18 protein-coding genes are annotated in these 21,809 nt (G+C 63.1%); 5 read left to right on the top strand and 13 right to left on the bottom strand.

What is annotated here, in order from left to right:
• Positions 1 to 65 precede the first annotated feature (65 nt).
• Together ASD52_RS39980 and ASD52_RS39975 are read right to left on the bottom strand one after the other, a co-directional pair.
• Positions 66 to 788 carry an MFS transporter gene (locus tag ASD52_RS39980; protein ID WP_051509152.1) on the bottom strand — a complete coding sequence of 241 codons (723 nt, stop codon included), beginning with the start codon at positions 786 to 788 and terminating at the stop codon, positions 66 to 68.
• Positions 788 to 1,144: an MFS transporter gene (locus tag ASD52_RS39975; RefSeq protein WP_057224639.1), complete on the bottom strand. Its 357-nt coding sequence runs from the start codon at positions 1,142 to 1,144 to the stop codon at positions 788 to 790. The genes ASD52_RS39980 and ASD52_RS39975 overlap by 1 nt, the downstream gene beginning before the upstream one ends.
• Positions 1,145 to 1,504: 360 nt before the next feature.
• On the opposite strand from ASD52_RS39975, the gene ASD52_RS13645 reads away from it, so the two are divergent.
• Positions 1,505 to 2,728, top strand: coding sequence for an alpha/beta hydrolase (locus tag ASD52_RS13645; RefSeq protein ID WP_244494167.1), 1,224 nt, complete (start codon positions 1,505 to 1,507; stop codon positions 2,726 to 2,728).
• 39 nt (positions 2,729 to 2,767) lie between these two features.
• On the opposite strand, the gene ASD52_RS13640 is transcribed toward ASD52_RS13645, so the two are convergent.
• The 7 genes from ASD52_RS13640 to ASD52_RS13610 form a co-directional block, all read right to left on the bottom strand.
• Positions 2,768 to 3,460: a response regulator gene (locus ASD52_RS13640; protein WP_025425788.1), complete on the bottom strand. Its 693-nt coding sequence runs from the start codon at positions 3,458 to 3,460 to the stop codon at positions 2,768 to 2,770.
• Positions 3,457 to 6,153, bottom strand: coding sequence for a sensor histidine kinase KdpD (locus tag ASD52_RS13635; RefSeq protein ID WP_025425787.1), 2,697 nt, complete (start codon positions 6,151 to 6,153; stop codon positions 3,457 to 3,459). The genes ASD52_RS13640 and ASD52_RS13635 overlap by 4 nt, the downstream gene beginning before the upstream one ends.
• Positions 6,154 to 6,198: 45 nt before the next feature.
• Positions 6,199 to 6,768, bottom strand: a complete 570-nt coding sequence (gene kdpC, locus ASD52_RS13630) for a potassium-transporting ATPase subunit KdpC (protein ID WP_025425786.1) — start codon at positions 6,766 to 6,768, stop codon at positions 6,199 to 6,201.
• Between the two features lie 2 nt (positions 6,769 to 6,770).
• Positions 6,771 to 8,897: a potassium-transporting ATPase subunit KdpB gene (gene kdpB / locus ASD52_RS13625; protein ID WP_025425785.1), complete on the bottom strand. Its 2,127-nt coding sequence runs from the start codon at positions 8,895 to 8,897 to the stop codon at positions 6,771 to 6,773.
• Between the two features lie 11 nt (positions 8,898 to 8,908).
• The gene (kdpA, locus tag ASD52_RS13620; RefSeq protein WP_057204271.1) at positions 8,909 to 10,618 is read right to left on the bottom strand and encodes a potassium-transporting ATPase subunit KdpA; all 1,710 of its coding nucleotides are present in this window, start codon (positions 10,616 to 10,618) and stop codon (positions 8,909 to 8,911) included.
• 450 nt (positions 10,619 to 11,068) lie between these two features.
• Positions 11,069 to 12,229 carry an AI-2E family transporter gene (locus ASD52_RS13615; protein ID WP_025425783.1) on the bottom strand — a complete coding sequence of 387 codons (1,161 nt, stop codon included), beginning with the start codon at positions 12,227 to 12,229 and terminating at the stop codon, positions 11,069 to 11,071.
• A 280-nt stretch (positions 12,230 to 12,509) separates the two neighbouring features.
• The gene (locus ASD52_RS13610; RefSeq protein ID WP_025425782.1) at positions 12,510 to 13,733 is read right to left on the bottom strand and encodes an MFS transporter; all 1,224 of its coding nucleotides are present in this window, start codon (positions 13,731 to 13,733) and stop codon (positions 12,510 to 12,512) included.
• A 344-nt stretch (positions 13,734 to 14,077) separates the two neighbouring features.
• On the opposite strand from ASD52_RS13610, the gene ASD52_RS13605 reads away from it, so the two are divergent.
• Positions 14,078 to 15,778 (top strand): long-chain fatty acid--CoA ligase, encoded by a 1,701-nt coding sequence (locus ASD52_RS13605; RefSeq protein ID WP_025425781.1) that lies wholly within the window; start codon positions 14,078 to 14,080, stop codon positions 15,776 to 15,778.
• 128 nt (positions 15,779 to 15,906) lie between these two features.
• The gene (gene pgi / locus ASD52_RS13600) at positions 15,907 to 17,532 is read left to right on the top strand and encodes a glucose-6-phosphate isomerase (RefSeq protein WP_057204273.1); all 1,626 of its coding nucleotides are present in this window, start codon (positions 15,907 to 15,909) and stop codon (positions 17,530 to 17,532) included.
• A gap of 39 nt (positions 17,533 to 17,571) precedes the next feature.
• On the opposite strand, the gene ASD52_RS13595 is transcribed toward pgi, so the two are convergent.
• Positions 17,572 to 18,165: a hypothetical protein gene (locus ASD52_RS13595; RefSeq protein WP_128090391.1), complete on the bottom strand. Its 594-nt coding sequence runs from the start codon at positions 18,163 to 18,165 to the stop codon at positions 17,572 to 17,574.
• An 82-nt stretch (positions 18,166 to 18,247) separates the two neighbouring features.
• Between ASD52_RS13595 and ASD52_RS13590 the strand changes: the two genes are divergently transcribed.
• Together ASD52_RS13590 and ASD52_RS13585 are read left to right on the top strand one after the other, a co-directional pair.
• A complete protein-coding gene (locus tag ASD52_RS13590) occupies positions 18,248 to 18,802 on the top strand; it encodes a DUF2975 domain-containing protein (protein ID WP_025425778.1) in 555 nt (184 codons plus the stop codon).
• A 3-nt stretch (positions 18,803 to 18,805) separates the two neighbouring features.
• Entirely contained in the window at positions 18,806 to 19,021 is a 216-nt protein-coding gene (locus ASD52_RS13585; RefSeq protein ID WP_025425777.1) for a helix-turn-helix transcriptional regulator, read from the top strand.
• An 18-nt stretch (positions 19,022 to 19,039) separates the two neighbouring features.
• Here ASD52_RS13585 and ASD52_RS13580 read toward each other — a convergent pair whose 3' ends face one another.
• The 3 genes from ASD52_RS13580 to pyrC all read right to left on the bottom strand — a co-directional run bounded on the left by ASD52_RS13580 (position 19,040) and on the right by pyrC (position 21,800).
• Positions 19,040 to 19,966, bottom strand: coding sequence for a carbohydrate kinase (locus ASD52_RS13580; RefSeq protein ID WP_025425776.1), 927 nt, complete (start codon positions 19,964 to 19,966; stop codon positions 19,040 to 19,042).
• Positions 19,967 to 20,036: 70 nt separating this feature from the next.
• Positions 20,037 to 20,735 (bottom strand): orotate phosphoribosyltransferase, encoded by a 699-nt coding sequence (locus tag ASD52_RS13575; protein ID WP_025425775.1) that lies wholly within the window; start codon positions 20,733 to 20,735, stop codon positions 20,037 to 20,039.
• A gap of 27 nt (positions 20,736 to 20,762) precedes the next feature.
• On the bottom strand, positions 20,763 to 21,800 hold the full coding sequence (gene pyrC, locus ASD52_RS13570) for a dihydroorotase (protein ID WP_025425774.1): 1,038 nt from the start codon (positions 21,798 to 21,800) through the stop codon (positions 20,763 to 20,765).
• Positions 21,801 to 21,809 lie beyond the last annotated feature (9 nt).

Below are 21,809 nucleotides of genomic sequence, written 5' to 3'. Positions count from 1 at the left end.
AACGACAGCCTACTGCATGTTTCCTTAAATCCTATTCGATTTAAGGACAAAAGACATGCAGCAATTCAAAGTGCTACAGCGACCTTTGCGCGTCTAATAAGACGCGCGGCGCTGTCGACCGCTCGCTCACGCCGCCGGCTGGCGATCGGCCCTTTCCGGCGCTGGCACACGCCATGTCGCGCGAATGCCGCGACCACGGCAAGGCCCGCCAGAATCGCGGCTGCGGCCGGAAGCACAGATGGCGAGGCCGCTTCGACAAGCAGACCGCCGATGCCCGTGCCCAGCCCGACGCCGACATGCATCGCCGACAGGTTGAGACCGATGCCGGCTTCCGCCGTCTCGGGGCTCTGGCTGATCAGAAAGCTCTGCACCACGGGCGAAATCATCCAGCTGATGCAGCCCCACAGCATCATCACCACTAGGAACAGCAGGCGCATCTCGGACATGAAGGGTACGGCGATCAGCGCAAGCAGGTAGGCGAGCGGCGTCAACCGGATCGCCAGCCGCGGCGGAACGGCATCGCTGAACCGGCCGCCGAGATATCCACCGCAGACGCCGGCCACGCCGAAGGCGAAAAAGGCTGTGACGACCTCATCGCCCCGCATCCCGACGATCTCGGCCAGATAGGGTGCGAGATAGGCGAACAGGATGAAGTGACCGCCGATCATCAGCACGGACACGAGCTGCGCGCAGACGCAGGGTAGCGAGCGCAGATGGCCGGCATAGGAGCCACCGTGCGCCGGCTTCGACCGACCGCCCCCCGGTACGAACCAGCCACATGCCAACATCACGCAGGCCGCAAACAGCTCAAGGCCGATAAAGACGCTGCGCTCGCGGCCGCCATGCCGATGCGGGCGGCAACCAGGACGCCGTAATTCGGGCTGGCAGCGGCCACGACGTTGCTTGTGATGAAGAGCCCCAGCGTCACTAAAAGCAGGGTCCTGCGCTCCAGGCGCGCCGTCAGCATGAGGGCTGCCGGCGCCGCCAACGCGAATGTCACGGAGAAGACCGACGTCAGCTGCCCGGCGAGGCCGATCGAGACGCCGAGCCCTGACACCACATCGGGCAGGATGCCGATGACGAGATTTTCCGCCGTGCCGGTGGCGAAGGTCGCCAATGCGAGGAGAAGAAGGGGGATGTTCATGTTGCCTTTCCCGATCGGTGGACGCCACGATCGGAAAAGGTCTTCCCGGTGTGGCGACTGGTTGCACACCGGGTTTCGAGGCAGAGCTTCGGTTATCCCTTTGACCGCGCTCCTAGCACGGATCGGCGCCTGCGAGAAGCGCCAAGGTCCGCCGGCTGGGCCGCCGCCTAAGCAGCCGCTATCTGCACAGCGCCACCATAACGCGAGAACCCGGGAAGTACCCGCTTGCATCCGCCGGCCCGGAATGCTGTCATCGCGCCGTCGCGAAAGCACAGTCTGATGCGGCTCGTTTTGTTTCTGCGTGGGGCGCCGATGATTGAGAATGCGCGTATTAAGATCTCGACGGCGCGGATGCCGGCAATGATGACGATCATCCTCCCCGTTGTCCTCTCGCTGGGGCTTGCCGGGTGCGGTGGCAAGCCCAAGGGCGTGATGACGCCGGTCGCCCTGACGGCACAAACACCGAAAACCTCACAGGTGGACATGCTGGTCGCAACGACCCGGCAGCCTTCCGGCGATCCTGCGACTCTGTTTTCAGGCGAAAGAGACGTCAACACCTTCATGACCGATGTTTCGGTATCGATCCCTCCGGATTCGGTGCGCAAGCCCGGCACCGTGCAATGGCCGCGCAAGCTGCCGCCCAATCCGGCGACCGACTTTGCGGTAACGCGGGTGCGGGAACTCGACACACTTGCCGACGGCAAGGCCTGGTTCAGGCAGCACAGTGTCGGCGGCCACACCTTCGTTTTCGTTCACGGCTTCAACAACCGCTACGAGGATTCCGTCTTCCGGCTTGCGCAGATCATCCATGATTCCGGCGCCCAGACAACGCCGATCCTGTTCACCTGGCCGTCGCGCGCCAATGTGTTCGAATACAATTACGACAAGGAAAGCACGAACTACTCGCGCACCGCACTCGAGGATACGCTGCGCATCCTCGCCGACGCGCCTGATGTCAAGGACATCACCATCCTGGCCCATTCCATGGGCACCTGGCTGACGATGGAATCGCTCAGGCAGATGGGTATTCGCGACGGCAACGTCCCCTCGAAGATCCAGAACGTGATCCTAGCCTCTCCCGATATCGACCTCGACGTCTTTGCCAAGCAATGGGTGGAGATGGGCAAGAAGAAACCGAAGTTCACGATCTTCGTCTCGCAGGACGACCGTGCGCTCGCGCTTTCGAGTTTCATTTCCGGTGACGTTTCTAGGCTCGGCGCCATCGACCCATCGAAGGAACCCTATCGCACGGACCTGGAGAAATCCGGCATCACCGCCATCGACCTGACCAAGGTTGAGACCGATGACGGGCTGCATCACGGCAAGTTCGCCGAAAGCCCGGAGATCGTGCAATTGATCGGCCAGCGGCTGATCAAGGGCCAGACTCTGACCGATTCCAACATTTCGGTCGGCACGGGCATTGCGGCCGTCGTCGCCGGCACAGCCAGAGGCGTCGGCAACGTCGCTGCGACAACGCTGTCCGCGCCGGTCAGCATCATCGAGAATCCACGCCCGACGAAAAAGCGGCAGGTGGTCGGCGACACGCTGTCCGAAGACCAACCGAAGCCGCTGGTGATCAACTGAGTGGACGTTTCGAGGGCCGACCGGAAAAACCGGTCGGCCTCAGTCGTCGTCGCCGACGAAGCGGTAACCGACACCAGGCTCGGTGCGGATAATCTTCGGGTCGGCCGGATCGCGCTCGATCTTGCCGCGCAACTGGCCGATGAAGACGCGCAGATAATGCAGGTCCTCTCCATGCGCCGCGCCCCAGACCGAGGTCAGCAGCGTCTTGTGGGTGACGACGCGTCCGGCATGGTGCGCCAGCATGACGAGCAGATCATACTCCTTCGGCGTCAGACGCACCGGCTCGCCGTCGCGCGTCACCAGCCGCTTGATCGTATCGATCGCCACGCCATCGGCCGAGAGCTGGGTGTGGCCGCCCTCCATCTGGATGCGGTGGCGAAGCGCTGCCCGGATGCGCGCCGTCAGCTCGCCGATGCCGAAAGGTTTTTCGATATAGTCGTCGGCGCCGAGGTCGAGGGCAGCGATCTTTTCGCTCTCGCGGTCGCGAGCCGACAGGATGATGATCGGCACCTGCGACCAGGCGCGGATGTTGGCGATCACATCCTTGCCGTCCATGTCGGGCAGGCCGAGATCGAGAATCACCACATCGGGCGCGGTGGTCGCCGCCGCCTTCAGCGCCTCGGTGCCCGTCAGCGCCTCAAGCACGTCATAGCCAGCGGCACTCAACGCCGGTCGCAGAAAACGCTGGATCTGGGGTTCGTCGTCGACAACGAGGATGCGCTCCACGCTCATGCACGGTCCTTTTCAGAAATTTCTGCTTCGGCGGCGGGAAAACGCATGGAAATGCGCGTTCCGCGACGCCTCAAAGCCGGGCTCTCAGCCTTGATGCGGCCGCCCATGGCCTCGACGAAGCCTTTGGCGATCGACAGTCCGAGGCCGGTGCCCGGCGTGCGGCCATCCACCTTGCCCCGCCGGAAGAATTTTTCGAATACGTGTTCGAGATCACCGTGAGCAATCCCCTTGCCGAGATCGGTGACCGACAGCACAATCTCGTTGCCGTCCCGCCTGGCATAGATGCTGACCGGCTCCTCGCCGCCGTATTTGTTGGCGTTGTCGAGCAGGTTGAAGAGCACCTGGCCGAGAAGCACGCTGTCGCCGCGCATCAACGGTAGTTCGGGCGCGATGCTGGTTTCGATCTCACGGTCCGGAAAATACTTACGCGCCCGATCGACGGCTGCCCGCACGGCGTCGGCGACATCCACCCAGTCGCGCTTGGCATTGACTGTCCCCGCTTCGATGCGGGTCATGTCCAAGAGGTTGGCGACGAAACGCGTCAACCGTGCGCCCTCCTCCTCGATCGATTGCAGCAGGTCGTCGCGGCTTTCCGGCGGCATGCGGTCGCCCAGCTGGCGCAGGCTGGTGACGGCGCCGGTGATGGTGGCAAGCGGCGTGCGCAGATCGTGCGAGATCGATGACAGCAAGGCAGCGCGAAACCGCTCGCCCTCCAGCTTGGCGGCGTGATCGAGGCTCTCGCGCGAAAGGCGCGCCCGGTCGATGGCGATCGCCGTCTGGTCGAGGATGGCGGCGAGCGCCCGCTCTTCGTTGATCTCCAGCGGCTTGCCGGCCTGGGCGAAACCGCAGACGCCGACGACGCCATGCGGGCTGGTCAACGGTCGGAAATGGAAGGGGCTGTTCGGCAGCGTACCGGTGCCGTTGCCGGCCGCCTCCTGCTTGTCCATCGCCCAGCGCGCTGCCATGGTATCGGTGACATCGAGCTCGGTGTCCGGAGGCCACGCGGCCTTGAGCTGCAGATCGCCCTCCTCCGGCAACAGCAGCGCGACATTGCGCTTCAGCGTCGTCTGCATCTGGGTCACCGCCGCCCAGAGCACATCGTCGACATTGGCGGTACCCGAGAGCTTGCGGGAGAAATCGTAGAGCGCCTGCGTCGCCGCGGCACGGCGTCGCGCTGATTTCGCCTGTTCGCGCACCCGGGAGGCCAGACTACCGGCAAGCGCAGCCGCGACCAGGAAAATGAACAGCGCGAAGACTTCGTGCGGTTCGGCGACCGTGAAGGTGCCGACCGGATCGATGAAGAAGAAGTTGTAGGCAAGAACCGAAAACAGGGCAGCCGCGATCGCCGCGACGTGGCCGGCATAGGTCGCCGACGCCAGCACCGCCAGCAGGAACAGCAGCGATATATTCGGCAGGATGATGAAGCGCTCGATCAGGACGCCAAGTGCAGTCGCCGCCGCCACGGTGACGGCCGCGATCGCGAGCGCCCGCCCGAAGCCCTCCGGCATTTGCCGCTTGACGCTCAGGCGACTTTTCGGACGCGGCTGCTCCTTGTCGGTAACCAGATGAATGCCGACGCCGGTGATGCGTTCGGCCAGCGCGTCGGGAAGCGATTGCCGGAACAGCCGTAGCGGGAACCGCTGGCGCCTGATGCCGATGACTATCTGCGTCGCATGCTCGCGACGGGCGAGCTTGAGGATCTCCTCGACGAAATCGTTGCCGACGATGCGGCGGGTTTCGGCGCCGAGCTGTTCGGCCAGGCGAAAAGTCTCGTCAAGCCGTCGCGCCGCTTCGCCATCGCCGCTTTCGCGGTCGGCCCGCTCGATGAAGACGACGATCCATGGCGCATTCAGCCCCGAGGCCAGGCGGCTGGCGGTGCGCACGACCTTTTCCGACAGCGGGTCGGGCCCGATGCACACCAGCAGACGTTCGCCGCTCGCCCAGGGGCCTTCGATGGCGTTCTGCTTGAGATAGTCGACCATCTGGTCGTCGACGCGGTCGGCCGTCCGCCGCAGCGCCAGCTCGCGTAGCGCCGTCAGATTGCCGAGGCGGAAGAAGCGCTCGATCGCGCGCTTGGCGCTGTCAGGCAGATAGACCTTGCCTTGGTTCAGCCGCTCGATCAGTTCGGCCGGCGGCAGGTCGACGAGCAGCACGTCATCGGCACGGCTGAGAACCGTGTCGGGCACCCGCTCGCGCACCGGAACGCCGGTGATCTGGGCAACGACATCGGACAGGCTTTCCAGATGCTGGATGTTGAGTGCCGTCCAGACGTCGATGCCGGCGGCAATCAACTCTTCGACATCCTGGTAGCGCTTCGGATGGCGGCTGTCCTCGGGGTTGCTGTGCGCCAGTTCGTCGACGACGATGATCCGCGGACGGCGGGCGAGCGCCGCGTCGAGATCGAATTCGGAAAGCACACGGCCGCGATGGTTGACATCGCGGCGCGGCAGTATCTCCAGCCCTTCGACGAGCGCGGCGGTCTCGCCGCGCCCGTGGGTTTCCACCAGACCGATGACGATGTCGACGCCATCGGCCTTCAACCGACGCGCCCGCGTCAGCATCGTGTAGGTCTTGCCGACGCCGGGGGCTGCGCCGAGAAAAACCGTGAGCTTCCCCTTTCGCCCCTGCCCGGCCAGCGCCAGCAGTGCGTCCGGGTCCGGACGGCTTTTCGATTCGCGGTCGGTTTCAGGCATTCAGGGTCTCTGGCAGCGTCTCTGGCCGCATCTCAGGCTTCACACTCAGCTTCTCCGGGCATCCAGAGCGAGGTTGAGTTCTAGCACATTGACGCGCGGCTCGCCTATGATCCCGAGCAGACGACCTTCCGTCGCCTGTTCGACCAGGCTCGCCACGTCGGCTTCCGCAAACCCGCGGGCCTTGGCAACACGGGACACCTGCTCGCGGGCGAAAGCCGGCGAAATATGCGGATCGAGGCCGGAGCCGGACGCGGTGCCGCCATCGGCGGCGATCTCGCCTGTTATACCGCTGGCGCGCAGCTTCTCGACGTCGGCGGCAACCCGGTCCTTCAGTTTGACCGAGGTCGGGCCGAGGTTGGATCCGGTCGAGCCGCCGGCGTTGTAGGCTTCGGGCCCGGTCGCGGAGGGGCGCGGCCAGAAATATTTGTCGGCGGTGAAGTTCTGCCCGATCAGATCGGAGCCGACGATCGCGCCATCGATGCGGATCAGGCTGCCATTGGCCTGCGCCGGCATCAATGCCTGGGCAACGCCGGTGATCGCGAAGGGATATGCAAGGCCGGTGATCGCAGTCAGCAACAAGGCCATGACGATTGCGGGACGAAGTTGGTTCAACATGATTACACCAGATTGAGAGCAGAGACGACGACGTCGACGAGCTTGATGCCGGCAAAGGGCAGCAGGAGGCCGCCGAGGCCATAGACCAGCAGGTTGCGGCGCAGGAGTGCTGCGGCGCCGACCGGGCGATACTTGACGCCCTTCAGCGCCAGCGGGATGAGCGCGACGATGATCAAGGCATTGAAGATGACCGCTGACAGGATTGCCGATTGCGGTGACGACAGCCCCATGATGTTGAGCGCGGCCAGCGCCGGATAGGTGGTGATGAACAGCGCCGGGATGATGGCGAAGTATTTTGCCACGTCGTTGGCGACCGAGAAGGTCGTCAGCGAGCCGCGCGTCATCAACAGTTGCTTGCCGATCTCGACGATCTCGATGAGCTTTGTCGGGCTGGAATCGAGATCGACCATGTTGGCCGCCTCGCGCGCCGCCTGCGTGCCGGTCTGCATCGCCACGCCGACATCGGCCTGGGCCAGCGCCGGCGCGTCGTTGGTGCCGTCGCCGCACATGGCAATCAATCGGCCGCCCTGCTGTTCCTTGCGGATATAGCCGAGCTTGTCTTCCGGTGTCGCTTCGGCGAGGAAATCGTCGACGCCGGCTTCCGAGGCGATTGCCGCTGCCGTTACCGGGTTATCGCCGGTCACCATCACGGTGCGTATCCCCATGGCACGCAGTGCCGCGAAGCGCTCCTTGATGCCAGGCTTGACCACGTCCTTGAGGTGGATGACGCCGAGCAGGCGATTGCCGTCCGCAACGGCAAGCGGCGTGCCGCCGGTGCGCGCGACCTGGTCGACGGCACGGCGGAATTCGGCCGGCACGTTCTCGTCGCGAACGCCTGCAAACTTCAGGATCGAATCCACGGCGCCCTTGCGCAGCCGGCGTCCGCCGAAATCGACGCCCGACAGTCTCGTTTCGGCGGCAAAGGGCACGACGGCATCAATTGCCAAGGCACCTGTTTGAACCGAGCCGCCACCGACAGCCAGAGCCACAACCTCGCGGCTCGTCTGCTTGTCGGAAGCTGGCAGCGATACGGCTGGCGTCTGACGACCGAATTCGCCGGTCGCAAGGGCGGCAATCGAGCGGCCCTCGGGGGTCTCATCGGCAAGGCTTGCCAGCAGCGCGGCATCGGCAAGCTCGGCATCCGTCACGCCGGGGACCGGCATGAAGTTGGCGGCCATGCGGTTGCCGAAGGTGATCGTGCCTGTCTTGTCGAGCAGCAGCGTATCGACGTCGCCAGCCGCCTCGACGGCGCGGCCGGATGTGGCGATGACGTTGAACCGCACCAGCCGGTCCATACCGGCGATGCCGATGGCCGACAGCAGGCCGCCGATGGTGGTCGGGATCAGCGTGACGAGCAGGGCTGCAAGAACCGTGACCGACAGAACCGTGCCGGAGTAGCCGGCAAGACCCCAGAGTGTCACGACGGCGACCAGGAAGACCAGCGTCAGGCCCGAGAGCAGGATAGAGAGCGCGATCTCGTTCGGGGTCTTCTGGCGCTGCGCGCCTTCGATGAGCGCGATCATGCGGTCGACGAAGGTGTCGCCGGGCGCCGTGCCGATGCGCATCTTGATCCAGTCGGACAGCACCTGCGTGCCGCCGGTGACGGCGGAGCGGTCGCCGCCGGACTCACGGATGACGGGTGCGGATTCGCCGGTGATGGCGCTTTCGTTGACCGAGGCGACACCCTCGACGACGTCGCCGTCGCCGGGGATCAGTTCCCCGGCTTCGACCAGCACGAGATCGCCGACCTTCAGCGATGTCGCCGGAATGGTCTGCGTTTCCCTGCCTTCGGCCGAGACAAGCTTGCGGGCCGTCAGTTCGGACTTGGTGCGGCGCAGGCTGTCGGCCTGCGCCTTGCCGCGTCCTTCGGCGACCGCTTCGGCGAAGGTGGCAAACAGCACCGTGAACCACAGCCAGGCGGCAATCTGGCCCGAAAACAGCGGCGTGCCGGTTCCAGTCGCAAGATCGCGAATGAAGAAGACCGTGACCATGGCTGCCACCACCTCGGTGACGAAGATCACCGGGTTGCGGACAAGCTGGCGCGGGTCGAGCTTGGTGAATGCGGCCTTGAAGGCCGGTAGCAGGATCGCCGGGTCGAGAAGGCTTGGGGCGACGGGTTTCGAAGACATTGTCTGTTCCTTCAGAAGGTCTGGCCCGAGAGCATGGCGAACTGCTCGACGATGGGACCAAGCGCGAGGGCCGGGAAATATTGCAGCCCGCCGAGGATGAGGATGACGCCGATGAGCAGGCCGACGAAGAGCGGCGTGTGCGTCGGGAAGGTTCCCTGGGAAGCCGGAACGCGGGTCTTGGCGGCGATTGAGCCGGCTATCGCCAGCACCGGTATCGCGTAGGCGAAACGGCCGAGCAGCATCGCGAAGCCGAGCGTCGTGTTGTACCAGGGCGTGTTGGCCGAGAGGCCGCCAAACGCGGAGCCGTTGTTGCCGGTAGCAGAGGTATAGGCGTAGAGGATTTCCGACAGGCCATGCGGACCTGACGTGCCGATGCTGGCGACAGCCGAGGGCATGACGGCAGAAATCGCGGTGAAGCCGAGGATCGAGGCGGGCAGGATGAGGATCGCCAGCATCGCGTATTTCATCTCGCGGCCTTCGATCTTCTTACCGAGCAGTTCGGGCGTGCGCCCGACCATCAGGCCGGCGACGAAGACGGCGAGGATCGCGAAGACGACCATACCGTAAAGGCCGGAGCCGACGCCGCCCGGCAGCACTTCGCCAAGCTGGATCAGCAGCATGGGGACAAGGCCGCCAATGCCGGTGAAGGAGCCGTGCATGCCGTTGACCGCACCGGTCGAAATGCCTGTGGTCACGCCGGCATAAGCCGCCGACATCGCTTGGCCGAAGCGGACTTCCTTGCCTTCCATATTGCCGAGAGACGCCTCGAGGCCGAGGCCGTGCAGGATCGGGTTGCCGTAGCTTTCGGCCCAGTAGATGACGCCGATACCGGCGATCAGCAACGTTGCCATGGCAGCGATGAAGGCCCAGCCCTGGCGGCGGTCACCGACTATCTGGCCGAAGGTGTAGACCAGCGCCGAGGTGATCGACAGCATCGCGAAGATCGACAGGTAGTTGCTGAGCGCGCTCGGGTTTTCGAACGGGTGCGCCGCATTGGCGTTGAAGAAGCCGCCGCCATTGGTGCCGAGCTGCTTGATCGCCTCCTGGCTTGCGACCGGACCAAGCGCGATCGTCTGCTGCACGCCCTCGAGCGTGGTGGCGCTGACGGAAGCGTGGAACGTCTGCGGCATACCCATCGCGACGAAAGCGAGTGCAACGAGAACTGCCAGCGGCAGCAGCACATAGAGGGTCGAGTGGGTCAGATCGACCCAGAAATTGCCGAGTGTCGCGGCGCCGGAGCGGGCAAAGGCGCGGGTGACGGCAAGCGCGATGGCGATGCCCGTTGCAGCCGACACGAAGTTCTGCACTGTCAGGCCGGCCATCTGGCTGAAATGGCTCATGGTGGTCTCGCCGCCATAGGACTGCCAGTTGGTGTTGGTGAGGAAGCTGACCGCCGTGTTGAAGGCGAGGTCTGGCGGGACGTTGGCAAACCCCTGCGGGTTCAGCGGCAGCGACCCCTGGAAGCGCAGGATGACGTAGAGAAGCGCGAAGCCGGCCGCGCTGAAGGCGAGCATCGACAGTGTATAGGCGAGCCAGCCCTGCTCCTTCCTAGCATCGACGCCAGCCGCGAGATAGAGCCCACGCTCGACGGGTCCGAGAACCGGAGAGAGGAAGTTGCGCTCGCCAGCGAAAACCCGGGCCATGTAAAGGCCCAATGGCTTGATCGCGAGGAAGACGGCGAGAAAGAGGAGGCCGATCTGCAGCCACCCGATAATAGACATGAGGAATTCTCCGCAAAATACGGCTGAACGATCAGAACCGTTCCGGTCGAACGAGGGTCACGATGAGATAGGCCGCGAGCGCAAAGGCGACGGCGAGGCCAATGAAGGCTTCGAACATCGACGCCTCCTAGAGCCGGCTGAGCGTGCGCGCGTAGAGCGCAAACACGACAAGGCCGCCGAGACCGGCGGCAAGAAAAAGGAAATCGGACATGTGCATTCTCCGGAACTGTTTATGGCCGGATGATGCACCCTCAGCGGGTCAATTATCGATTGCGATGGTTTCGCGCGCGCATAAGGAAAAGATAAGGATACTGCCACCGTCCGAAGGCGGCTGGCGGATTGGTGGCGTCAGAGCGTTTCCAACTTAAACTGAGTAACAGAAACGCTTTAGCTCTTTGTTTTTACGCATTTCCTGGCGAAAAACCGCTTCGCATCTTTGCTGGAAAAACCCTAGCCCTTGATGATCGGGCTTACGGTGGGTGCCGCTTCGGTGGTCACTTCGCGCATCCACTCGCGCCAGATGGCGACGAGCAGTGCCATCAGCACCGGACCGACGAACAGACCGAGAAAGCCCATGGTCTTCACGCCGCCGACGAGGCCGAAGAAGGTCGGCAGGAACGGCAGCTTGATCGGGCCGCCGACAAGGCGCGGACGCAACGTCTTGTCGACGATGAAGAGTTCGGTCGTGCCCCAGGCAAACAGCGCAATGCCCTGGACCGGCGAGCCGCTGGCGACGAGATAGACGGAAACCAGCGTGAAGCAGAGCGGCGCACCGCCGGGGATCAGCGCCATCAGGCCGGTGATGATGCCGAGCGTGACCGGCGAGGGAACGCCGGCCAGCCAATAGGCGACGCCGAGCACGATGCCCTCGCCGATGGCGATGATGCCCATGCCCGTCACCGTCGAGCTGATCGTCAGCGGCACCACGCGCGACAGCCGTTCCCAGCGCATCGGGAAGATGCGTTCGCCGAGATGATCGAGCTGCTTGGAGAAGGAGTGTCCGTCGCGATAGACGAAGAACAGCGTGATCAGCATGAAGAGCAGCGTCAGGAAGGCGTGAAACGCCGACGCGCCGATGACCAGCACGCCGCGATAGATATTGCCGATGTTGGAGCCGCTGACGAGCTGCACCAGTTCGCCGAGCGCTCCGGGATGGCCGACATATTTGACCCATTGCTCGCCGAGCCAGGCACCGGCGACGGGGATCGAGGTCAGCCAGACGGGCACGCCGGCGCCGTTGGCATTGGTTTCAACCGCCCAGACCAGCCAGTCGCGCACTTCGTCGACCGCGTAGACGGCAGCGACCGAGATCGGCACGACGATGAAGGCGACGACGCAGATAATGGCAATGGTCGCCGCCAGTGTGCGGTTGCCGCCGACGGCCGCCAGCAGGCGGCGATAAATCGGCCAGCTGGCAAAACCGATGACGACAGCAGCCAGAACCGGGACGAGGAAGCCGTGGAAGAAATAGACGCCGGCCAGAAGCACGAAGACGAGCATCCAGCGCGCAGCGGTGATCGGACCAACCAGAGCCGAGCGCGACGCCGCCGCATGCCCGAAGAGTCGCGGCTCTACGGGAAGGTTTTCTCGTTCGCGATTGCCCAACTGCACCAACATTCCTCCGTCTCCAGACGACCTTACAACAAACCCGAGGCCTTGCCAGCCTGTACAGTGCCGCGTGTCTCCCACAAAGACGTGCAAAGGTCGCTGTACCAGGATCTGATGCATAATTTTGCGCTTAAATCGATCCGATTTAAGCGCAAAATTATGCAGTGCCGCCCCCATGCCCCCGGTTTACGGTAGTTTCGGGGCCACAGCCGACGCTAGCGGCGGGACATGACAGAAAAATTTAGCGGCGCGCAAGCTCTCAGGCTTCATTTGATGGCAGAAGTCATTCTGCCGCACGTATCGCCGCCCGCTTGGTCGTCTCGGCGCGATCGACGAAAACCGATGCGAGGAAGATACCGAAACCGGCAACCCCCATGACGGCACCGACCAGACCAGTCGAAGTCCAACCATAGCCAGCGGCAATGGACCAGCCGCCAAGCCAGGCGCCGAGCGCATTGGCGAGGTTGAAGGCGGAATGGCTGAGTGCTGCGGCAAGTGTCTGCGCCTCGCCCGACACGTCCATAAGTCGGGTCTGCACACCCGGTACGACGGCAAAGCCGCCGCCGATGAACAAGACGTTGACGATGGCGATCCACGGATTGCCCATGGTGAAATAGAACAGCACATAAGCGAAGATATTGAAGGCAAGCGCGATGCCGATCGCCGGCAGCAGCGCCCAATCGGCGAGCCTGGAGCCGACGATGTTGCCGAGGATCATCCCGGCGCCAAACACCGACAGCATGATCGGCACGTTCGCCACGGAAACGCCTGCGACGTCCGTCAATGCCGGAGCGATGTAGCTGAAGACGGCGAACATGCCGCCGCAGCCGATGGCGCAGATGCCGAGCATCAGCCACACCTGCAGCTTGCCCAGGGCGCCAAGCTCGCGCAGCGGCGTCGCCTGCGGATTGCCCTTGTCGCGCGGCACGTAGGACCAGGTGAGCGCAATGGTCAGAAGGCTGATGCCGCCGACAATGGCGAAGGCCGACCGCCATCCGAGCGCCTGACCGAACCAGGCAACGAGCGGCGTTCCGAACAGGGTCGCGATCGTCAGGCCCATCATCACGCGCCCGACGGCACGCGCCCGCTGGTTGGGTGCAGCCAGCCCTGCAGCCACGAGCGCCGCCACACCGAAATAGGCACCGTGCGGAAGACCGGCAAAGAAGCGCGCGGCAACCAGCGTGTAGAAATCCGGTGCGATGGCGCTTGCGAAATTGCCGATCGCAAACAGCAGCATCAGCACCAAGAGCACCCGAAAGCGGGAAAACCGCGCCGCAAGCACCGCGATCAACGGTGCGCCGACGACGACGCCGAGTGCATAGGCGCTGATGACGGCGCCGGCGCGCGGCACCGAAACGCCGACGTCATCGGCCACTTGCGGCAGCAGGCCCATGATGGCGAATTCGCCCGTACCGATGCCGAACCCGCCAACGGCGAGCGCAACCTCGGCAACAGAGATGCGGCTTCGGCGCGAATCGACGGCAGAAGAATAGGCTTCGTCACACATGAGCAATGACCTGTGTCGTTCGGCCTCGAACAGCGGCACAAATCTGTGGGGTGCTGGCGGCGTGGTATCGGACGGTTTCCGACGGGGATATGCTGCAATGCAATACAGGCTTTAAACCCGGCTGGCAAAGGCTTTGCGGCACTCATCATACTTTTTCACACGCTGGTGAAGCAGACCGGCTAACTGTTCGCTGAGTTGACGTTTACGTCAAAGTTATATAATCCCGAATCTCGGCTTGAAGAGGTGTCGTAAAAGCATCATCTTCATCGGCAAGAGAAGACCGGGAGGGTTACTTCTTTGGCCGCAAGCAAGGCTAGCCTGTGGCGACCAGAGGGAGAGAGGTCATGGCGGAACTCAACACGCAACCAACAGGCATCAGCCCGGAGAAGATCTGGCTGAAGTCCTATCCGCCGGGCATTGCCGCCGAAATCGGCCCTCTGCCCTACAAATCGATCGGCGACTTCTTCGACCATGCCGTCGCGCGCTACTCGCGCCGCTTCGCCTTTACCTGCATGGGCAAATCGCTGACCTTCTCCGAGCTCAATGCCGAATCCGCCAAGATCGGCGCCTGGCTGCAGGCGCGCGGGCTGTCGAAGGGCGACCGCGTCGCGGTGATGATGCCGAACATCCTGCAGAACCCTGTTATCGTTTTCGGCATTCTGAGGGCAGGATTCACGGTCGTGAACGTCAACCCGCTCTACACGCCGCGCGAACTGGAACATCAGCTCGTCGATTCCGGCGCCAAGGCGATCTTCGTGCTTGAGAACTTCGCTCATACGGTCCAGCAGGTTGCGGCCAAGACCAGCATCAAGCATGTGGTGGTCGCCACGATGGGCGACATGCTCGGCTTCAAGGGCACGATCGTCAATCTGATCGTGCGCCGGGTGAAGAAGCTCGTGCCCGCCTGGTCGATCCCCGGCCATCATTCCTTCAAGTCCGTGCTCGCCGAAGGTGGCCGCCTGAAGCTGACCAAACCCAATGTGGCGCCGAGCGATGTCGCTTTCCTGCAATATACCGGCGGCACCACGGGTATTTCCAAAGGGGCGACGCTCACCCATTCCAACCTTTTGTCGAACATGGCGCAGATGGAAATCTGGTTCGACACGGCGTTCCGCTCGCGTCCGCGGCCGGACAGTCTCGTCTTCATGTGCGCTCTGCCGCTCTACCATATCTTCGCGCTGACGGTGAACTCGCTGATGGGCCTTGCCACCGGCGGCAACAACATCCTGATCCCCAACCCACGCGACATTCCCGGCTTCGTCAAGGAGCTCGGCAAGTACAAGACCAACATCTTCCCGGGTCTCAACACGCTGTTCAATGCGCTGATGAACAACCCCGAATTCCAGAAGCTCGACTTCTCGTCGCTGATGCTCACCTTCGGCGGCGGCATGGCCATCCAAAGACCGGTGGCAGAGCGCTGGCAGAAGATGACGGGGTGCCCGATCGCCGAAGGCTACGGGCTTTCCGAGACGTCGCCGGTCGCCACCGCCAACCTTCTCGACTCGACCGAGTTCACCGGCACGATCGGCTTTCCGATCCCTTCGACCGAGGTTGAGATCCGCGACGACCAGGGCAACACCCTGGCGATCGGCGACGTCGGCGAAATCTGCATTCGCGGGCCGCAGGTCATGGCCGGTTACTGGCAGCGTCCGGACGAAACCGCCAAGGCGATTTCGCCCGACGGTTTCTTCCGCTCCGGCGATATCGGCTTCATAAACCCCGCCGGCCTCGTCAAGATCGTCGACCGCAAGAAGGACATGATCCTGGTTTCGGGCTTCAACGTCTTCCCTAACGAGATCGAGGAAGTGGCGATGACCCATCCCGGCATTCTCGAATGCGCGGCGATCGGCGTTCCGGACGAACATTCGGGCGAAGCCGTCAAGCTGTTCGTCGTGCGCAAGGATCCTGACCTGACCGAAGAGGACGTCAAGCGGCATTGCGCGGCCAATCTCACCAACTACAAGCGGCCGCGCTTCGTCGAGTTCCGCACCGAGTTGCCGAAAACCAATGTCGGCAAGATCCTGCGCAAGGACCTCCGGGGCTAGGGCCAGCCTCGACTTAAAACGATTTAAAAAATCCTGAAAACCGCCATCCCGGCGGTTTTGCGGGCTTGATTTGGACAATGCAAAGCGAATAGCTACGCAGGCGAATGTCCGACACAAGGAGCCCCGCGATGAAAGCGCTTGTCGATCAACTCAAAGCAACCGCCGCGCAGACCAATGCGACCGATATCCGCGCCGCCTTCGCGAGCGATGCCCAGCGCTTCTCGCGCTTCAGCACCTCGCTCGACGATCTGCTGCTCGATTATTCGAAATGCGCAGTGAACGAACAGGTGCTCGACGGTCTTGAGGCGCTGGCGAAAGCGGCCAAGGTCGAAGAGAAGCGCGACGCGATGTTCCGCGGCGACATCATCAACATTACCGAAGAACGGGCCGTGCTGCACACGGCGCTGCGCAACCGCGGCAATCGTCCTGTCATGGTCGACGGCAAGGACGTGATGCCCGACGTCAACGGCGTGCTTGAAACCATGGGCGCCTTTGCCGATGGCATCCGCTCGGGCGCGCTCAAAGGTGCGACCGGCAAGAAGATCACCGATGTGGTCAATATCGGCATCGGCGGCTCGGATCTCGGCCCAGTGATGGCGACGCTGGCGCTCGCGCCGTTCCATGACGGCCCGCGCCTGCATTTCGTCTCCAACATCGATGGCGCGCATATCGCCGATACGCTGAAGCTCGTCGATCCGGAAACGACGCTCTTCATCGTCGCCTCCAAGACCTTCACGACCATCGAGACGATGACCAATGCGGCGACTGCCCGCGCCTTCATCGCCGGCAAGCTCGGCGAAGCCGCAGTCGGCCACCACTTTGCCGCCGTCTCGACGGCACTCGACAAGGTCGCAGCTTTCGGCATCGACCAGGCGCGCGTGTTCGGCTTCTGGGATTGGGTCGGTGGGCGCTATTCGATCTGGTCGGCCATTGGCCTGCCGCTGATGATCGCCATCGGCAAGGAGAATTTCGGCCGCTTCCTCGATGGCGGCCATGCCATCGACGAGCACTTCCGCACTGCGCCGATCCGCCAGAACCTGCCGATGCTGCTGGGCCTCCTCGGCTTCTATCACCGCAATGTTCTCGGCTATCCCTCGCGGGCGATCCTGCCCTATGACCAGCGCCTGTCGCGCTTTCCGGCTTACCTGCAGCAGCTCGACATGGAATCGAACGGCAAGGCGGTCACGCTCGACAGCAAACCGGTCGAATATTCGACGGGTCCGGTCGTCTGGGGCGAGCCGGGCACCAATGGCCAGCACGCCTTCTACCAGCTGATCCACCAGGGCACGGACGTCATCCCGGCCGAGTTCATGATCGCCGCCAACGGCCACGAGAAGAACCTGCGCCACCAGCACGAACTGCTGATTGCCAATTGCCTCGCCCAGTCTGAAGCCCTGATGAAGGGGCGCACGCTTGCCGAGGCGAAGGCACAGCTGACCTCCAAGGGCATGGCGGATGCCAAGGCAGACAAGATCGCGCCGCACCGCGTCTTTGCCGGCAACCGCCCGTCGCTGACGCTGGTCTACGACCAGCTCGATCCTTTCGCCTTCGGCCGGCTGATCGCGCTCTACGAGCACCGCGTCTTCGTCGAAGGCGCGCTCTTCAACATCAATTCGTTCGATCAGTGGGGCGTCGAGCTCGGCAAGGAGCTGGCAACGGGCCTGCTGCCCGTGGTCGAAGGCAAGGAAAGTGCTGCCGGTCACGATTCGTCGACGGCGGGCCTTGTGGCCGTGCTGCTCAAGGCTTCTCGCTAAGAATGCGAGGCCAGGGCGCGCCCGGCGTGCCCTGGCCGTTCAGGCCGCGCAGGCCGGCAGCGCCTTGACGCCGGACTGGCGGAGCATATCCATCAGATCCAGTCCCGAAAGGAGCTGGAAGTAGTTTTCGTCGGAACGCGTACGGATCCAGGCATCGACCGTGACTTTCTGGTCAGCAGGAAACGCACCGCTCCAGCAGCCACCGGAAAAACCGACCGTAAGGCTTCCGCGACCCTTGGCCTCCGTGCCTTTGGTCGCCGCGATCTTCTCCTGCATATCGCGCAGGCGCTCCGCATCGGCGGGCGTCAGCGTCAGGACATAGAGCGTCTGCCCCTCCCGCATCCCCTCGGTCAGCCCCGGCGCCCCGACATTTCCGGATTGGATCTGAAGGGCAAAACGGTGGGTGTCGAGGGGCGCACCATCCGCCTTCCACGAAATGCCGAGTGTTGCGTCGCCGCGCCTGAGCGACAGCGCTTCGGGCACCAAAAGGGCAACACGCAGTTCTGCCGGATCGGACGTGAGCGGATCGACGCCAGACAGTTTTTCAAACGAGCCGACATTGAGCGCTGCACAGGCGGCCAGCACGTTGAGGGACAGGAAAAGGCATGGGTTCATCAAAATACGGAAAGTCATGAAACGCACCAAAATCATAATTGACGCGAAATAATTATCGTTTTACAATAAAAAAACAAGTGAGCCGATAAGGAACTTTTTAATGAACGGATCTCCCGAGCGGCTGCGCAAGCTGAGCCGCATCATGAAACTGATGGTCGTATTGTGCGGCGCAGTGTTCTGCTCGGCCGTCGTCTACGGGCACTGGCAGATTTTCTTCGACCGGGCCGGCTTCGAGCAGGGTATTCGCGACGTGGTCTTCCCGAAGGTCTCCGCCATCACGCTCTCCTATCGCGCGATAATAACCGTCATGTTTCTCACTGCGATGAACAATGCGCTTGTTATTGCCGGCCTCGCCTTTGCCTGGCAACTTTTCGACGGTTTCGAACGCGGTGAGATCCTTTCCAGCCGCAATGGTGTCCTGCTGAAGCGGATCGGCATCATCGCCATCGTCGGTTCCTTGTGCATGACTGTCAGCAACGCAATCGGCATCATGGCTGTCACCTACGACAATCCCAGTACGACCGGGCACTCCGTCTTCATCGACATCAATGGGGGAACGATTATCGTTATGCTGATGGCCGGGCTGCTTCTGGTGCTCGGCCATGTCATGGTCATCGCATCGGGGATCGAAGCCGAGAACAGGAGCTTCGTTTAACGGATGCCGATTGTCGTAAACCTCGACGTCATGCTGGCGAAACGCAAGGTGCGCTCGCGCGATCTTGCGGAACAGGTCGGCATTACCGAGCAGAACATATCGCTGTTAAAATCGGGCAAGGTCAAAGGCGTGCGCTTCGACACGTTGGAGAAGATCTGCGCCGTTCTCGATTGCCAGCCGGGTGACATTCTCGAATATCGCCCGGAGGAAAAGGATTGAGTTTCGTGCGGGCTCTTCTCAGAGCCCGATTTCATGCTTCCAGGGCGGGTTGGCGCCGGCACGCGAAACGGTGACGGCGGCGGCCCTGGCGCCGAGGGCCAGGGCGTCGCGAACAGCGCTTTCCGAGAGGTTTGCGACGGCGTCCTTGGTCAGGAGACCGCTCAGCTTCAGCGATGCGAGCACGCCGGCATCGAAGGTATCGCCGGCACCGACCGTGTCGACGACCGTGACGCGCTCACCGGCAACGTCGACCTTGTGACGCCCGGTGTAGCCGACGGCCCCATCGGCGCCCTTGGTGATCAGAACCAGCTTCGGACCGCGCTTCAGCCATTCGGCCGCCAGATCGTCGTGGCTGCCGGTCATGCCGAACCAGTCGAGATCTTCATCCGAGAACTTGATGATGTCAGACATCGCCGCCATGCGGTTCATCCGGGCGAGATGGGCTTCCCGATCCTTGATGAAGCCGGGCCGGATGTTCGGGTCGAAGGAGATGATCCGCTTTTCGTGTTCGCGGGTCATCAGCGCCTCATATGTCGAGCCGCAGGGCTCGGGGATGAGGCTGATCGCGCCGAAATGCAGCGCCTCGCAGAAGTCGCCGAGCGCCGGCAGATGATCTTTCGTAATCATCCGCCCCGCCGTGTTCTCGTCGAAGAAGGCGTAGGTGGCATGGCCGTTGACGAGCTTGACGAAGGCAAGCGTTGTATGCAGCGACAGGGTCGCGCAGGGAGCGAAGTCGACATTCGCCGCCTTCAGCGTTTCGCGGAGGACATCGCCGAACATGTCATCGGAAAGGCCGGTGAAGAAGCCGGTGGGAATGCCGAGCCGACCGAGCGCGATCGCCGTATTGAAGATCGCCCCGCCGGCATAGGGCGCAAATGCACTTTCGCCCGCGGTCGTGTCCCGCGGCAGCATGTCGATCAGCGCTTCACCACAACATACGATCATCGGCATTTCTCCCCTGAAGACATTTCAACTGATTTCAATGACTTTCGACGAAATCCCAGAGTGTCGCCGACTATTGGGCGGCAAGCGCGCTGACGCCGCCATTGCGGCCAGACCAGGCCAGCGGGTCGTTGAGGAAGGCCTCGACTTCGCCAAGCGTCTCGTCGTCGAACAGCGCCTGCTCGCGGGCAACGGCAAGCACGTTGCGCCATGTGGCGATCCAGTGCAGGTCGACACCCTTGCCCTTCATCTCGCCGACGGCCTCCGGGAAGATATCGTAATAGAAGAGCGCGATGCCGTGGTCGACGATGCCGCCGGCTGCGCGGATCGCATCGATGAACTTGAACATCGAGCCGCCGGCGGTCGTCAGGTCCTCGATAACAAGAACACGGGCGCCCTCCGGCATGTGGCCCTCGATCTGGGCGTTGCGGCCATGACCCTTCGGCGCCTTGCGCACGTAGATCATCGGCAGGCCCAGGCGCTCGGCCAGCATCGCCGCGAAGGGAATACCCGCCGTCTCGCCACCGGCGACGACGTCGAACTGCTCGAAGCCCGCCTCGCGCAGGATTGATGCCGCGGCAAAATCCATAACGGCCGAACGGATGCGCGGATAGGAGATCAGCTTGCGGCAGTCGATATAAACCGGGCTCGCCATTCCGGACGAGAGCTTATAGGGCTTGTCGGCGCTGAAATGCACCGCCTTGATCTCCCAGAGCATCTTGGCGACCAGCTCGGCCATCACGGCCTTGTCGGTGAACGCATTGGAAAACATCAAACTCTCCTTCAAAATTCCAAACGATCAGGCGACGGCCCAGTGCAGCGGGAACATCGGATCGAAAACGGTGACCGGACCGGCACCGGTCTCGATCTTCTTGGGATAGGTCACGGCTTCTGCCTGCTTCCTGAGCGTGATCGTCTCCTCGTTGACCGGCAGGCCATACCAGGTGGGACCGTTCAGCGAGGCGAAGGCTTCGAGCTTGTCGAGCGCGCCCTCCTCTTCGAACACATGCGCCAGGCAACTCATGGTGTTGATCGAGGTGTAGATGCCGGCGCAGCCGCAGGCGCATTCCTTCAGCGGATCGACATGCGGTGCTGAGTCGGTGCCGAGGAAGAAGCGCTTGTCGCCCGAGACGGCGGCAGCGCGCAGCGCCAGACGGTGGTTTTCGCGCTTGGCAACCGGCAGGCAGTAGTAGTGCGGCTTGATGCCGCCGACGAGAATGGCGTTGCGGTTGATGATCAGGTGATGGGTGGTGATCGAGCCGGCAAGATTGGCCTTCGACGCCTTGATGTAGTCGATGCCGTCCTTGGTGGTGACGTGCTCCATCGTGACCTTCAGTTCCGGCAGGCGCTGGCGCAAGGGATCAAGCACGGTGTCGATGAACACGGCCTCGCGGTCGAAGATGTCGACGTCCGATGTCGTGACCTCGCCATGCACGCAGAGCGGCAGGCCGATCTTCGCCATGCGCTCGAGCACCGGCATCGCCTCATCGATGTTGCGCACGCCGCTGTGCGAATTCGTCGTCGCGCCAGCCGGATAGAGCTTGACTGCCTTGACGAGGCCGCTCCTGTGGCCGGCCTCGACGTCGTCGGGGTTCGTGCCCTCGGTGAGATAAAGCGTCATCAGCGGCTCGAACCGGTCGCCTGCCGGGATGGCCGCGAGGATGCGCTCGCGATAGGCAGCAGCGTCGGCCGCGGTGACGACCGGCGGCACGAGGTTGGGCATGATGATCGCGCGGGCGAAATGGCGGCTGGTGTCGGCGATGACGCCCTTCAGCATGTCGCCGTCGCGCAGGTGAAGGTGCCAATCATCCGGCCGGCGGATAACGAGGTCTTGCATGGTCAGCGT

It is taken from the genome of Ensifer sp. Root142 (assembly GCF_001426785.1).
GTDB lineage: Bacteria > Pseudomonadota > Alphaproteobacteria > Rhizobiales > Rhizobiaceae > Ensifer > Ensifer canadensis.
Note: the sequence above shows the minus strand (reverse complement) of the source record. Positions and strands in the feature narration are given on the sequence as shown.

What these genes read in the sequence shown, in the direction of transcription:
- ASD52_RS39980 (WP_051509152.1), bottom strand. Translation starts at nt 788, where the DNA reads ATGTTGGCATGTGGCTGGTTCGTACCGGGGGGCGGTCGGTCGAAGCCG.
- ASD52_RS39975 (WP_057224639.1), bottom strand. Translation starts at nt 1,144, where the DNA reads ATGAACATCCCCCTTCTTCTCCTCGCATTGGCGACCTTCGCCACCGGC.
- ASD52_RS13645 (WP_244494167.1), top strand. Translation starts at nt 1,505, where the DNA reads ATGATGACGATCATCCTCCCCGTTGTCCTCTCGCTGGGGCTTGCCGGG.
- ASD52_RS13640 (WP_025425788.1), bottom strand. Translation starts at nt 3,460, where the DNA reads ATGAGCGTGGAGCGCATCCTCGTTGTCGACGACGAACCCCAGATCCAG.
- ASD52_RS13635 (WP_025425787.1), bottom strand. Translation starts at nt 6,153, where the DNA reads ATGCCTGAAACCGACCGCGAATCGAAAAGCCGTCCGGACCCGGACGCA.
- kdpC (WP_025425786.1), bottom strand. Translation starts at nt 6,768, where the DNA reads ATGTTGAACCAACTTCGTCCCGCAATCGTCATGGCCTTGTTGCTGACT.
- kdpB (WP_025425785.1), bottom strand. Translation starts at nt 8,897, where the DNA reads ATGTCTTCGAAACCCGTCGCCCCAAGCCTTCTCGACCCGGCGATCCTG.
- kdpA (WP_057204271.1), bottom strand. Translation starts at nt 10,618, where the DNA reads ATGTCTATTATCGGGTGGCTGCAGATCGGCCTCCTCTTTCTCGCCGTC.
- ASD52_RS13610 (WP_025425782.1), bottom strand. Translation starts at nt 13,733, where the DNA reads ATGTGTGACGAAGCCTATTCTTCTGCCGTCGATTCGCGCCGAAGCCGC.
- ASD52_RS13605 (WP_025425781.1), top strand. Translation starts at nt 14,078, where the DNA reads ATGGCGGAACTCAACACGCAACCAACAGGCATCAGCCCGGAGAAGATC.
- pgi (WP_057204273.1), top strand. Translation starts at nt 15,907, where the DNA reads ATGAAAGCGCTTGTCGATCAACTCAAAGCAACCGCCGCGCAGACCAAT.
- ASD52_RS13595 (WP_128090391.1), bottom strand. Translation starts at nt 18,165, where the DNA reads ATGACTTTCCGTATTTTGATGAACCCATGCCTTTTCCTGTCCCTCAAC.
- ASD52_RS13590 (WP_025425778.1), top strand. Translation starts at nt 18,248, where the DNA reads ATGAACGGATCTCCCGAGCGGCTGCGCAAGCTGAGCCGCATCATGAAA.
- ASD52_RS13585 (WP_025425777.1), top strand. Translation starts at nt 18,806, where the DNA reads ATGCCGATTGTCGTAAACCTCGACGTCATGCTGGCGAAACGCAAGGTG.
- ASD52_RS13580 (WP_025425776.1), bottom strand. Translation starts at nt 19,966, where the DNA reads ATGATCGTATGTTGTGGTGAAGCGCTGATCGACATGCTGCCGCGGGAC.
- ASD52_RS13575 (WP_025425775.1), bottom strand. Translation starts at nt 20,735, where the DNA reads ATGTTTTCCAATGCGTTCACCGACAAGGCCGTGATGGCCGAGCTGGTC.
- pyrC (WP_025425774.1), bottom strand. Translation starts at nt 21,800, where the DNA reads ATGCAAGACCTCGTTATCCGCCGGCCGGATGATTGGCACCTTCACCTG.